The sequence below is a fragment of the Streptomyces sp. M41(2017) genome, assembly GCF_002078175.1.
Lineage (GTDB): Bacteria > Actinomycetota > Actinomycetes > Streptomycetales > Streptomycetaceae > Streptomyces.
In genome coordinates, this window is sequence record NZ_MWFK01000002.1 from 2,201,448 (window position 1) to 2,213,665 (window position 12,218).

Sequence of the window (12,218 nt, forward strand, 5' to 3'; positions counted from 1 at the left end):
GCCGTGCGCGCCGCGTCGGCGGACCGCTCCGAGGTGATCACCGTCGTCGGTACGGGCACGGGGGCGCCGCTTCCCGCGGAGGCACTGGCGGTGCTCGCCGGGGCCGGGCTGGTCGTGGGGGGCCGGCGGCATCTGGCGGCGGCCCCGCTCGCGGACCGGACCGGACAGATCGTGCTCGGTCCGCTGGCGCCGGCGCTCGACGGCATCGCCCGGTACACGGACGCCGGAGCGCCGGACGGGCCGGTCGTGGTGCTCGCCTCGGGCGACCCCGGGTTCTTCGGGATCGTGCGGGCGCTGGCCGAACGGTTCGGGACCGGGCGCCTCGACGTGCGGCCCGGCGTCTCCTCGGTGGCGACCGCCTTCGCCCGGGTGGGGATGCCCTGGGACGACGCGGTGGTCGTCAGCGCGCACGGCCGGGATCTGCGGACGGCCGTCCAGGTCTGCCGGTCGCGGCCGAAGGTGGGCGTGCTGACCGGTCCGGGCGCCGGGCCCGCCGAACTGGGCGCCGCCCTCGTCCACCGGGGCGCCGACCGCGTCCTGGTCGTGGCGAGCGCGCTCGGCGACCCGGAGCGTGAACGCGTCGAGCGGGTCACGCCCGCCGAGGCGGCCGCCCGTGACTGGGGAACGGCGGTCAGCGTGGTCCTGTGCCTGGACCCGGCCCGTGCCCTCGGCGCCGTGCGGACCGTCGCCGGTCCGCCGGCCGGGCCCGCCCGATGGGCCCTGGAGGAGAGCGAGTTCGCCCACCGCGACTCGATGATCAGCAAGTTCGAGGTCCGCGCGCTGGCCCTCGCGCGGATCGGTCCCCGCCTCGGCGAGCTGGTGTGGGACGTCGGCGCGGGCTCCGGTTCCGTGGCCGTCGAGTGCGCGCGGTTCGGCGCGGCCGTCACGGCGGTCGAGAAGACCCTGGACGGCTGCGAACGCATCCGCGCCAACGCGGCCGCGCACGGCGTCGACGTGCATGTCGTGCACGGGGCCGCGCCCACCGTGCTGTCCGACCTCGACGATCCGGACGCGGTCTTCATCGGCGGCGGCGGACGCGAACTGCCCGCCATCGTCGCGGCGTCGGCCCGCCGGGCGCGGCGCGCGGTCGTCGTCGCGATGGCCTCGCTCGACCGGGTGCCGGCCGCCCGCGACGCCCTGACCGCCGCCGGGTTCGACTGCGACGGCGTGCTGCTCCAGTCGTCGCGGCTCGCCCCGCTGCCGGGGGACGTGTCCCGGCTCGCCGCCACCAATCCCGTTTTCGTGCTGTGGGGCGTCCGGCCCCCGGCCCGTACCGAAGGAGGTCCCCAGTGATCGGCCTGATCTCCGCCACGGCGGCGGGTGCGGCGGCCCGCGACCGGCTGGCCGCCGCATGGCCCGCGCGCACCCGGGTGTACGACGGGCCCGTGGCGGACGCCGTACGGCGGGCCTTCACGGAGTGCGACCAGCTGGTGTGCTTCCTCGCCACCGGCGCGGTCGTCCGGCTCGTCGCCCCGCTGCTCGCGGACAAGGCGTCCGACCCCGGGGTGGTGTGCGTCGACGAGGCGGGCCGGTTCGCGGTGCCGCTGGTCGGGGGCCACGCGGGCGGGGCCAACGACCTCGCGCGCGAGGTCGGCGAGGTGCTCGGTGCCGAGCCGGTGGTGACGACGGCGACCGACGCGGTGGGGATGCCGGGCCTGGACACGCTCGGCCTGCCCGTGGAGGGCGACGTCGCCGGGGTCTCGCGGGCCGTGCTCGACGGCGAACCGGTGGTGCTGGACGCGGAGACGGTCTGGCCGCTGCCCGCGCTGCCGCCGAACGTCGGTGCCCCCGCCGGGGACGGGGCCGCCGTGATCCGCGTGTCCGACCGCGCCCAGGGACCCGCCGCGCGCGAGGTCGTACTGCGCCCGCCGTCCCTCGTCGTCGGCGTCGGCGCCTCGCGGGGCGCACCCGTGGAGGAGATCCTCGGACTCGTCGGGGAGGCCCTGGCGGACGCCGGCCTCTGCGTCCGGTCGGTCGCCGAACTCGCCACCGTGGACGCCAAGTCGCAGGAGCCCGGCATCCTCGGGGCCGCCGCCCGGCTCGGCGTCCCCGTCGTCACCCACACCGCCGCGGAACTCGCGGCGGTCACGGTGCCCAACCCCTCCGAGGCGCCGCTCGCCGCCGTGGGGACGCCCTCCGTGGCGGAGGCCGCGGCCCTCGTGGGCGGCGGTGAACTCCTCGTCCCCAAGAGGAAGTCGGTGCGCGCGGACGGCTCGCCCGCGATGGCGACCGTCGCGGTGGTCCGCCGGCCGGCCCGTGGACGGCTCGCCGTCGTGGGCCTCGGCCCCGGCGCCCGCGACCTGCTCACCCCGCGCGCCACACGGGAGTTGCGCCGGGCCTCGGTGCTCGTCGGGCTCGACCAGTACGTCGACCAGATCCGCGATCTGCTGCGGCCCGGCACCCTCGTCCTGGAGTCGGGGCTCGGCGCCGAGGAGGAGCGGGCGCGCACGGCGGTGGCCGAGGCCCGGCGCGGTCGGGCCGTGGCGTTGATCGGCAGCGGTGACGCGGGGGTGTACGCGATGGCGTCGCCCGCGCTGGCCGAGGCGTCCGACGACATCGACGTGGTGGGGGTGCCGGGGGTGACCGCCGCGCTGGCCGCGGGGTCGATCCTGGGCGCGCCGCTCGGCCACGACCACGTGTCGATCAGCCTGTCCGACCTGCACACACCGTGGGAGGTCATCGAGCGGCGGGTCCGCGCGGCGGCCGAGGCCGACATCGTCGTGACGTTCTACAACCCGCGCAGCCGGGGCCGGGACTGGCAGTTGCCGAAGGCCCTCGCGATCCTCGCCGAGCACCGGAAACCCGTCACGCCCGTCGGGGTCGTGCGCAACGCCTCCCGGCCGGACGAGTCGAGCCGGGTGACGACGCTGGGTTCCCTGGATCCGGCGATCGTCGACATGATGACCGTGGTGACCGTGGGCAACACGGCGACCCGTGAGATCGCCGGGCGCATGGTCACGCCGCGCGGCTACCGCTGGCAGGAGGAGTCCGAGTGAGCCAGGTGTTCCCGGAGGGCCGGGTCGTGCACCCCATCGAGCAGGAGTCGTTCCGGCGGCTGCGCTCGCGGCTGGACACCTCGCACCTCCCGCCGCTGACCCGGGCGGTGGTGGAGCGGGTGATCCACTCCGCCGCCGACCTGGAGTACGCCGACGACCTGGTCACCGACGAGGAGTCCCTGCGGCGCGCGCACGCCGCGCTGCACGCCGGGGCGCCCGTCGTGGTGGACGTCGAGATGGTCGCCGCCGGCATCACCCGCCGCGCCACCGTCTGCCGCCTCAGGGAGGCCGTGTCGGGCCCGGCTCTGACGCGCTCCGCGCACGCCGTGCGGCTCGCGTACGAACAGGTCGGGCCCGGCGCCCTGTGGGTGATCGGCTGCGCGCCCACCGCTCTGGAGGAGCTGCTCCGGCTGGACGCCGCCCCCGCGCTCGTCATCGGTCTGCCCGTCGGTTTCGTCGGCGCCGCCGAGTCCAAGGCGGCGCTGCGCGCGAGCGGACTGCCCGCCGTCAGCAACGTGTCCGAGAAGGGCGGTTCGGCGGTCGCGGCCGCCGCTCTGAACGCCCTGCTGTACCACCCCACCCCCACCCCCCCGGCCGCTGAGGCCTCGACGACCGTCGAGGCCGGCGCGCCCGTCAAGGAGACATCGTGACCACCCCTCCCCCCGCGCTGCTCATCGCCGGCCACGGCACCCGGGACGAGGCCGGCGCCGAGGCGTTCCGGTCCTTCGTACGGGAGTTGGGACGCCGCCATCCCGAACTGCCGGTCGCCGGCGGGTTCATCGAGCTGTCGCCGCCCCCGCTGGGCGACGCCGTCACCGAGCTGGTCGAGCGAGGGGTGCGCCGCTTCGCCGCCGTCCCGCTGATGCTGGTGTCCGCCGGGCACGCCAAGGGGGACATCCCGGCGGCGCTGAACCGTGAGAAGGAGCGTCATCCCGGGATCTCGTACACCTACGGGCGTCCGCTGGGGCCGCACCCCTCGCTGCTCGCGGTGCTGGAGCGGCGGCTGGACGAAGCGCTCGGCGGCGCGGCGCGCACGCCCGAGGACCGCGCCGACGTGACGGTGCTGCTCGTCGGCCGCGGCTCCACCGACCCGGACGCCAACGCCGAGGTGCACAAGGCGGCCCGGCTGCTGTGGGAGGGCCGCGGCTACGCGGGCGTCGAGACGGCGTTCGTGTCGCTGGCGGCCCCGGACGTGCCGTCCGGTCTCGACCGCTGCGTGAAGCTCGGCGCCCGCCGGATCGTGGTCCTGCCCTACTTCCTGTTCACCGGCATCCTCCCGGAGCGCGTACGGCAGCAGACCGAGGGCTGGGCCGCCGCCCACCCGGACGTCGAGGTGCGCTCCGCCGACGTGATCGGCCCGGAGCCGGAGCTCCTGGACCTGGTCATGGAGCGCTACCGGGAGGCCGTCCGGGGCGACCTGCGGATGAACTGCGACTCCTGCGTCTACCGCATCGCGCTGCCCGGCTTCGAGGACAAGGTGGGGCTCCCCCAGCAGCCGCACTTCCACCCGGACGACGACGGCCACCACGACGGACACGGGCACCACCACGGCGGCCACGCACACTCCCATGCGCACTGACGCGGCCGCCGAGGGCGGGCACGATCTGCGGCACCACGGGGACGCCGAGGTGCGCGACGACGGCTCCGCGCTGACCGACCTCGCCGTGAACGTCCGCGCGGACACCCCTCCCCGGTGGCTGCGCGAACGGATAGCCGGGTCGCTGACCGGCCTCGCGGCCTATCCGGACGGCCGGGCCGCGCGGGCCGCGGTGGCGGCGCGGCACGCGCTGCCGGTGGAGCGGGTGCTGCTCACGGCGGGAGCCGCCGAGGCCTTCGTGCTGCTCGCGCGCGCCCTGAAGGTACGCCGGCCGGTCGTCGTGCACCCGCAGTTCACCGAGCCGGAGGCCGCGCTGCGGGATGCCGGACACACGGTCGGCCGCGTCCTGCTGCGCCCGGAGGACGGCTTCCGGCTCGATCCGGCGGCGGTCCCGGAGGACGCCGACCTCGTCGTGATCGGCAACCCCACCAACCCGACGTCGGTGCTCCACCCGGCCGCCGCCGTCGCCGAACTGGCCCGCCCCGGCCGGATCCTGGTGGTCGACGAGGCGTTCATGGACGCGGTACCCGGGGAGCGCGAGTCGCTGGCCGGCCGCACGGACGTGCCCGGCCTCGTCGTGCTGCGCAGCCTCACCAAGACCTGGGGGCTGGCCGGCCTGCGGATCGGGTACGCGCTCGCCGATCCCGAGACGATCGGCGCGCTGGAGCGTGCCCAGCCGCTCTGGCCGGTGTCCACCCCCGCGCTCGCCGCGGCCGAGGCGTGCATGTCCTCGCAGGCGCTCGCGGAGGCGGCGCACGCGGCGCACCGGATCGCCACGGACCGGGCCCATCTCGTCGCGGGGCTGCGGGAGTTCGGCTGCTCCGACGGACTGCGGGTGGTGGAGCCCGCGGAGGGTCCCTTCGTGCTGATCCGGCTGCCGCGCGCCGCGGGGGTGCGGAGGAGTCTTCGCCGCCTCGGGTTCGCGGTGCGCCGCGGGGACACGTTTCCCGGGCTCGACGAGGAATGGCTGCGGATCGCGGTGCGGGACCGAGCGACGGTCAACCGCTTCCTCCAGGCCCTGGACCGGGCGGTGACGGCCGGCGCGGACTGATCGCGGCGGATTCCGGCGGTCTCGGCGGTTCCCGGCTCTCGGCGATTCCCGGCGGTTCCCGGTTCTCGGCGGTTTTCGGCGGTTCCGGCGGTTCCGCTCCCCGACCGCCGCAGGGGCTGACATGCAGCCTCTCCGGCGTTCGAGGAGCGGGGTCCGGGCCCTGGGCCCGGGAGGGGTCAGCCGCGCCGACGGCGGGAGAGGACGACCGCTCCGCCGCCCGCGGCGAGCAGCGCCACCGCGCCGCCCGCGATGTACGGCGTCGTCGAGCTGCCGCCGGTCTCGGCGAGCCCGGCCTCCGCCGGAGCGCCCTGCGGCTTGACCTCGGTCACCGGCTCGGCGGAGTCCGCGGGCTTCGCGGGTTCGGAGGGCTCCGCCTGCTGGGCGGCCGGCGCCGCGGGCGTCTCGCAGGTGGCCCCGGCCAGCGTCAAGGTGCCCTCGACCTCGGCCACGTTGAGCTTCAACGGGTTGATGGACACCTTGAGTTCGAGCGCGGACGCGGCGGCGGTACGGGTCGTGGTCTCCGTCTTGGACAGGTCGAGCCGCACCTCACCGACACCCGGCACCTTCACCTCCGTCGGGCCGCCCGCGGTCAGCGTCACCTTCTTGCCGAGGACGTTCACCGATCCCAGCAGGTTGGCGGTGGCGACGGGCTTCTCGCCCACCGCGCAGGTCGCCTTCGAGGAGACCTCCTGCAACTCGATGAGCGAGAGCAGCGGCAGCCCGGGGACATGGACCGCGGCGTGGACGAGGTGGGTGGAGCCCTCGGCCTTCCCGTCCTCGACGGTGGCCTTGGCGTCGGCGACGTCCGCGCGCAGCACGCTGAACGGGCGCCCGCGGTCGACGCCGTCCAACTGCGCGGTGAGCGCGGTCTTTTCGGCGCTCCGCGGCGCCTGCACCTCGTTCAGCGAGACCGCGAGCGGGACGTTCACGGTCTTGTTGAGGAGGGAGACGTCGAGTCCGGTACGGAGCACGACGGCGCTCGCGCGACCCTGGTCGGTGGTCGCGTGGGCGGAACCCGCACCGGCCAGCGCGGTGGGACCCGCGGCAAGGACGGTGGCCGCCGCCGTGACGGCGAAACGGCGTGCGGGCATACGGTAGTTGGTGCTGTTCAAGGGTGGGACCCCCATGAGAGAAAGCCTGGGACCCGGAAAGAATTACGCACTGAGAGTGAACAGTCAGCAACCTGGCGTGAGTTCACCCGGACGTGGGTTTCCCGTGCAAGTCTTCGAATCCGAAGGCACGGCTGTTCCCCGCCGTCACTCGGTCAACGGCACGGGACGAACGCACTGGTTGACGCCCCGCGCCACGCGCCGGAGCGACGACGGAAGTGCGTAACGAGCGCGGCGTCCGGATCGTCACGTTCCGTCAACCGGGCCCGCCCGTCGGACGTACGGTCCCCGTCAGCCGACGATCCGTCCGTCGAGGACCACCCGCCGGGGCGCGGCCAGGACCCGTACGTCGGCGCGCGGGTCCTCGCCGTAGACCACGAGGTCCGCGGGCGCGCCCTCGTCGAGTCCCGGACGGCCGAGCCAGCGGCGGGCTCCCCACGCGGTGGCGGAGAGCGCCTCGACGGGCGGGATGCCGGCGGTGACGAGTTCGGCGACCTCGGCGGCGACGAGGCCGTGCGGGAGGGTGCCGCCCGCGTCGGTGCCGACGTAGACCGGGATGCCGGCGTCGTAGGCGGCGCGCACGGTGTCGTAGCGGCGTTCGTGGAGACGGCGCATGTGGGCGGACCACGTCGGGAACTTGGACTCGCCGCCGTCCGCGAGCCGCGGGAACGTGGCGATGTTCACGAGGGTGGGGACGATCGCGACGCCACGCTCGGCGAAGAGGGGCACGGTGTCCTCGGTGAGGCCGGTGGCGTGCTCGACGCAGTCGATGCCGGCCTCGACCAGGTCCCGCAGGGCGTCCTCGGCGAAGCAGTGGGCGGTGACACGCGCGTCGAGCCGGTGGGCCTCGGCGATGGCCGCCTCGACGGCCTCGCGCGGCCAGCAGGCGCTCAGGTCGCCGGTGCCGCGGTCGATCCAGTCCCCCACGAGTTTCACCCAGCCGTCGCCGCGCCGGGCCTCCTGGGCGACGTACGCGACGAGGTCCTCGGGCTCGATCTCGTGGGCGTAGTTGCGGATGTAGCGGCGGGTGCGGGCGATGTGCCGGCCGGCCCGGATGATCTTCGGGAGGTCCTCGCGGTCGTCGATCCAGCGGGTGTCGGAGGGGGAACCGGCGTCCCGCACGAGCAGGGTGCCGGCGTCGCGGTCCGTCAGCGCCTGCTTCTCGGAGACCTCGTCGGGGACCGGCCCGTGCGCGTCGAGCCCGACATGGCAGTGCGCGTCGACCAGGCCCGGCAGCGCCCAGCCCTCGACGGTGCGGACGTCACGGGCGCCGCCCGGACGCTCGTACGAGATCCGGCCGCCGACGACCCACAGCTCGTCGCGGACGTCGTCCGGTCCGACGAGGACCCGCCCCTTCACGTGCAGCACAGCGTCTTCGCTCATGCACCGCACCTTAGTGAAGCGGCATCCCGGCGAGCCGGCTCGCCCCCGGGACTGTCCGCTTCCGCGGGACGGCCGGCGTCAGGGCGTGTCCGACGGGTCGTTCGTGGTCTCCTCGACGTCGGCCATCGCCGGGTCGAGCAGCCGGGACAGGAAGTGCCGCGTCCGCTCGTGGTCCGGGTTGCCGATGACCTGCGCCGGGGTGCCGTCCTCGACGATCACGCCGCCGTCCATGAAGACGACGCGGTCGGCGACCTCGCGCGCGAAGGACATCTCGTGGGTGACGACCATCATCGTCATGCCCTCGTTCGCGAGCATCCGCATGACGGCGAGCACCTCCCCGACGAGTTCCGGGTCGAGGGCGGAGGTCGGTTCGTCGAAGAGCATCACCTGGGGACCCATGGCGAGCGCCCGGGCGATCGCGACGCGCTGCTGCTGGCCTCCGGAGAGCGAGGCCGGGTAGGCGTCGGCCTTGGCCGCGAGCCCCACCCGGTCGAGGTTCTCGGCGGCGACACGGGCCGCCTCCGCCTTGCCCCTGCGGAGCACCCGGCGCTGCGGCAGCGTGAGGTTCTCGGTCACCGACAGGTGGGGGAAGAGGTTGAACTGCTGGAAGACCATGCCGATGCGGCGGCGTACGGCGTCGATGTCGACGTCGGGGTCGGTGACCTCCGCGCCGCCGACGAACACCTGCCCCTTGGTGGGCTCCTCCAGGAGGTTCACACAGCGCAGCAGGGTCGACTTGCCGGAGCCGGACGGGCCGATGACGCAGATGACCTCGCCCTGTCCGACCTCCAGGTCGATGCCGCGCAGGACCTCGTTGTCGCCGAAGGACTTGTGGAGGTCCCTGACCTGGATCTCGGGTGTGCTCACTTGGCCTCCCCGGCCTTGGCCTCGAGATGCCGGACGACGAATCCGAGCGGCACGGTCACCAGCAGGTAGCACAGGCCGGCGACGAGGATGGGCGTGGAATTGGCCGACGTGCTCGCCAGGTCGCGGCCGAACTTGGAGAGTTCGCGCTCCTCCAGCGTGACGCCGAGGATCAGTACCAGCGAGGAGTCCTTGAAGAGGGTCACGAGCTCGTTGGTCAGCGGCGGGAGGATGATCCGGAACGCCTGCGGGATGATGATCGAGACCATGGCCCGGCCGTGCGAGAAGCCCAGCGAACGGGCCGCCTCCATCTGGCCCTTGGGCACCGCCTGGATGCCCGCGCGGAACGTCTCCGCCATGTACGCGGCCCCCACCACCCCGAGCGCGATGGCGACCTTGCCGTACGTTCCGCCGGGGATCTCCGTGCCCGGGAACGCGAGGGGTACCGCGACGCCCACGAAGACGAAGATCAGCAGGGTGGGCAGGCCGCGGAAGATCTCGATGTAGACGCCGGCGACCCAGCGGTAGGGGCCCACCGACGACAGCCGCATCAGGGCGATGACCATGCCCAGCACGAGTCCGACGGCGAAGCCGGACACCGTGTAGAGGACGGTGTTCTTCAGCGCCAGCGTGATGACGTCCGGGAACATCTGCTTGACCAGGTCCCACTGGGCGAACTGGTTCTTCAGACGGCCCCAGTCCGCCGTGACCGCGAACGCGACCACGACGGCGACGAAGACCACGTACTGCGCGCCGCGCGACAGCGAGCGCTTCTGCCGCCTGCTCATACCCGAGCGGCGGGGCTGGACCTGGGTGTCGGTATCACTCATGAGGCGGAGGGCGAAGCGGAGGCCGCGGCCGCGTCGTACGGGCCGATCCACTTCTCGTACAGCTTCTTGTAGGTCCCGTCGGCCTTCGCGTCCTTGATCGCCTTGTTGATGGCGGCGACCAGCTCGGTGTTGCCCTTCTTCACCGTGAAGCCGTACTGCTCACCGGTGTTGAGGTTGTCCACCACCTTGAAGGCGTCCGCGTTGGCCTTGTCCTTGAGCCAGCCCTGGACGACCGGGTAGTCGATGACGACGGCCTGGACCTGCCCGGTGCGCAGTCCGTTGAGGACGGCGTCGGAGGACTCGAAGGACACGGGGTCGAGCCCCTTGCTCTTCGCGTACTCCTCGCCGGTGGTCTGCGCCTGGGCGCCGACCTTCTTGCCCTTGAGGTCCGCGAAGGAGCCGATGCCGCTCTTCTTGTCGACCAGCACGGCCTGGGTGGCGTCGAAGTACGGGTCGGAGAAGTCGACGTTCTTCGCGCGCTCGGGCGTGATCGTCATGCCGGCCGCGGCGAGGTCGCACTGCTCGGAGTTGAGGAAGGCGCCCGTCTTGAAGTTCTCGAAGGGGGTGTCGACGATGTCCTGCTTCACACCCAGGTCCTTGGCGACGAGGTCGATGAGCGACACGTCGAAGCCCTGCACCTTGCCGTCGATCTCCGACTGGAAGGGCGGGTACGGCAGGTGGGTGCAGGTGGTGAGCTGACCTGCCTTGACCAGCGGGACACCGCCGGAGGCGGTGGTCTTGCCGCCCCCTCCGTCCGAGGAGCAGCCGGCCACGAGCAGCAGCCCTGCCGCGGCGGTGGTGGCGGCCAGGATGCGGGGCCTGCGTCCGAGGACGGGGTTCACGGGGACCTCCTGTGGGGGGAGTGGAGGGTTCCGATTATAAGGAGATGTTTGGGTTCCTCAAATCAATCCGATGGCCACTGGGCCGTCCGGCCTCGGAACTCTCCGGTCCGAGCGCTCCGACCGGCGCCGGATACGCTCTGATCGTCGACCCCTGAGAGCGAAGAGAGCACCGCCGTGACCCACCCCTTTCTTGACCTGGCGCCGCTGAGCGCCGCGCACTTCGCGTCGATCGAGGACCGCGTCGCCCGGCTGCTCTCCACCGAGCAGGACGTCGTGATCATGCAGGGCGAGGCGCTGCTGCCCCTGGAGGGCGCCATCCGCGGCACCGCGGACGCCGGCACCACCGCACTCAACGTCGTCACCGGCCCGTACGGGCAGACCTTCGGGAACTGGCTGCGGGACTGCGGGGCCACCGTGATCGATCTGGCGGTGCCCTTCCACACGGCGGTCACCGCCGCGCAGATCCGGGACGCGTTCGCCGAGCACCCGGAGATCGACTTCGTGTCGCTCGTGCACGCCGAGGCGGCGACCGGGAACACCAACCCGGTCGCGGAGATCGGCGAGGTCGTCCGGGAGCACGGCGCGCTCTTCTACCTGGACGCCGTCGCGTCGATCGGCGCGGAGCCCGTCCTGCCGGACGCCTGGGGCGTCGACCTGTGCGTGATCGGGGCGCAGAAGGCGATGGGCGGGCCGGCGGGCGTGTCCGCGGTGTCGGTGAGCGAGCGGGCCTGGGCGCGGATGGCCGCGAACCCCGCGGCGCCACGCCGCTCCTACCTCTCCCTGCTGGACTGGAAGGAGCGCTGGGTGGACGGGGGCCGCAAGGCGCTGCTGCACGCGCCGGCACAGCTGGAGATGCTGGCGCTGGAGGCGTGCGTCGAGCGGATCGAGGGTGAGGGCCTGGACGCGGTGATGGCCCGGCACGCCTCGGCCGCCGCGGCGACCCGCGCCGGCGCCGTGGCGCTCGGCGGCGGTCTTCAGCCGTACGTCCACGAGGCCTCCGACGCCGCGCCCGTCGCCACCACGCTGCGGGTGCCCGAGGGTGCGGACGCGTCCGAGCTGGTCGCCAAGGCGCTGGCCGCGGATCCGGTGCTGCCGCTCGCCGCGGGCGGCGGCGCGCTCGCGCAGTCGATGATCCGTGTGAACCACTACGGCCCCGACGCCACCCGGGGCGCGGTCCACTCCAGCCTCGCGGGGCTGGGCGCCGCGCTGGCCGAGTCCGGCTTCCCGGTGGATCTGGAGGCCGCGCGCCGCGCCGTGGCGCAGGCCTGGAGCTGATCCCGGACCCGTCCGGGTCCACCGGCACCCCGTCCGGGTCCACCGGCGGAGGAATGCGCGCCTCCGCCGGTGGCGGGCGTACGCGCTTCCGCCGGGTCCGATCCCTCACTCCCGCAATCCCCGAGAATCCCCGGGAATTGCACATCCCCGCCACGCGCTTATCCTGCTGTCAATTCGGATGCCGAATTGCTTGCGAGTAGCTCCCCGTATTCTTCTGCCCGGGATCTCCGCGCGTAAACGCAAAGATTTCGCGAACGCCAACCCACGTAAT

General features: G+C 73.7%; 11 protein-coding genes. 6 read left to right on the top strand and 5 right to left on the bottom strand.

Annotated elements, in window-relative coordinates:
- Nucleotides 1–33 precede the first annotated feature (33 nt).
- The 5 genes from cbiE to cobC are packed head-to-tail and all read left to right on the top strand — an operon-like array spanning nucleotide 34 to nucleotide 5,644.
- Nucleotides 34–1,293, top strand: coding sequence for a precorrin-6y C5,15-methyltransferase (decarboxylating) subunit CbiE (gene cbiE, locus B0675_RS35535; RefSeq protein WP_081224069.1), 1,260 nt, complete (start codon nucleotides 34–36; stop codon nucleotides 1,291–1,293).
- Complete coding sequence (gene cobJ / locus B0675_RS35540; RefSeq protein ID WP_081223705.1) at nucleotides 1,290–2,996, top strand: precorrin-3B C(17)-methyltransferase; 1,707 nt, start codon at nucleotides 1,290–1,292, stop codon at nucleotides 2,994–2,996. The genes cbiE and cobJ overlap by 4 nt, the downstream gene beginning before the upstream one ends.
- A complete protein-coding gene (locus B0675_RS35545; protein ID WP_179165501.1) occupies nucleotides 2,993–3,646 on the top strand; it encodes a precorrin-8X methylmutase in 654 nt (217 codons plus the stop codon). Before cobJ ends, B0675_RS35545 begins: the two co-directional genes overlap by 4 nt.
- Nucleotides 3,643–4,575 (top strand): sirohydrochlorin chelatase, encoded by a 933-nt coding sequence (locus B0675_RS35550; RefSeq protein WP_081223706.1) that lies wholly within the window; start codon nucleotides 3,643–3,645, stop codon nucleotides 4,573–4,575. Before B0675_RS35545 ends, B0675_RS35550 begins: the two co-directional genes overlap by 4 nt.
- Nucleotides 4,565–5,644 (top strand): Rv2231c family pyridoxal phosphate-dependent protein CobC, encoded by a 1,080-nt coding sequence (gene cobC / locus B0675_RS35555; protein ID WP_081223707.1) that lies wholly within the window; start codon nucleotides 4,565–4,567, stop codon nucleotides 5,642–5,644. The genes B0675_RS35550 and cobC overlap by 11 nt, the downstream gene beginning before the upstream one ends.
- 176 nt (nucleotides 5,645–5,820) lie before the next feature.
- On the opposite strand, the gene B0675_RS35560 is transcribed toward cobC, so the two are convergent.
- The 5 genes from B0675_RS35560 to B0675_RS35580 all read right to left on the bottom strand — a co-directional run bounded on the left by B0675_RS35560 (nucleotide 5,821) and on the right by B0675_RS35580 (nucleotide 10,672).
- Complete coding sequence (locus B0675_RS35560; protein ID WP_081223708.1) at nucleotides 5,821–6,756, bottom strand: SCO1860 family LAETG-anchored protein; 936 nt, start codon at nucleotides 6,754–6,756, stop codon at nucleotides 5,821–5,823.
- A gap of 288 nt (nucleotides 6,757–7,044) precedes the next feature.
- Nucleotides 7,045–8,136: an amidohydrolase family protein gene (locus B0675_RS35565; RefSeq protein WP_081223709.1), complete on the bottom strand. Its 1,092-nt coding sequence runs from the start codon at nucleotides 8,134–8,136 to the stop codon at nucleotides 7,045–7,047.
- 78 nt (nucleotides 8,137–8,214) lie between these two features.
- Nucleotides 8,215–9,003 (bottom strand): amino acid ABC transporter ATP-binding protein, encoded by a 789-nt coding sequence (locus tag B0675_RS35570; RefSeq protein WP_081223710.1) that lies wholly within the window; start codon nucleotides 9,001–9,003, stop codon nucleotides 8,215–8,217.
- Nucleotides 9,000–9,830, bottom strand: a complete 831-nt coding sequence (locus B0675_RS35575) for an amino acid ABC transporter permease (RefSeq protein ID WP_081224071.1) — start codon at nucleotides 9,828–9,830, stop codon at nucleotides 9,000–9,002. Before B0675_RS35575 ends, B0675_RS35570 begins: the two co-directional genes overlap by 4 nt.
- Nucleotides 9,827–10,672 (bottom strand): basic amino acid ABC transporter substrate-binding protein, encoded by an 846-nt coding sequence (locus B0675_RS35580; RefSeq protein WP_081223711.1) that lies wholly within the window; start codon nucleotides 10,670–10,672, stop codon nucleotides 9,827–9,829. The genes B0675_RS35575 and B0675_RS35580 overlap by 4 nt, the downstream gene beginning before the upstream one ends.
- Nucleotides 10,673–10,846: 174 nt before the next feature.
- Between B0675_RS35580 and B0675_RS35585 the strand changes: the two genes are divergently transcribed.
- Entirely contained in the window at nucleotides 10,847–11,947 is a 1,101-nt protein-coding gene (locus tag B0675_RS35585) for an aminotransferase class V-fold PLP-dependent enzyme (RefSeq protein ID WP_081223712.1), read from the top strand.
- Nucleotides 11,948–12,218: the final 271 nt, after the last annotated feature.

What these genes read in the sequence shown, in the direction of transcription:
- cobC (WP_081223707.1), top strand. Translation starts at nt 4,565, where the DNA reads ATGCGCACTGACGCGGCCGCCGAGGGCGGGCACGATCTGCGGCACCAC.
- B0675_RS35575 (WP_081224071.1), bottom strand. Translation starts at nt 9,830, where the DNA reads ATGAGTGATACCGACACCCAGGTCCAGCCCCGCCGCTCGGGTATGAGC.
- B0675_RS35565 (WP_081223709.1), bottom strand. Translation starts at nt 8,136, where the DNA reads ATGAGCGAAGACGCTGTGCTGCACGTGAAGGGGCGGGTCCTCGTCGGA.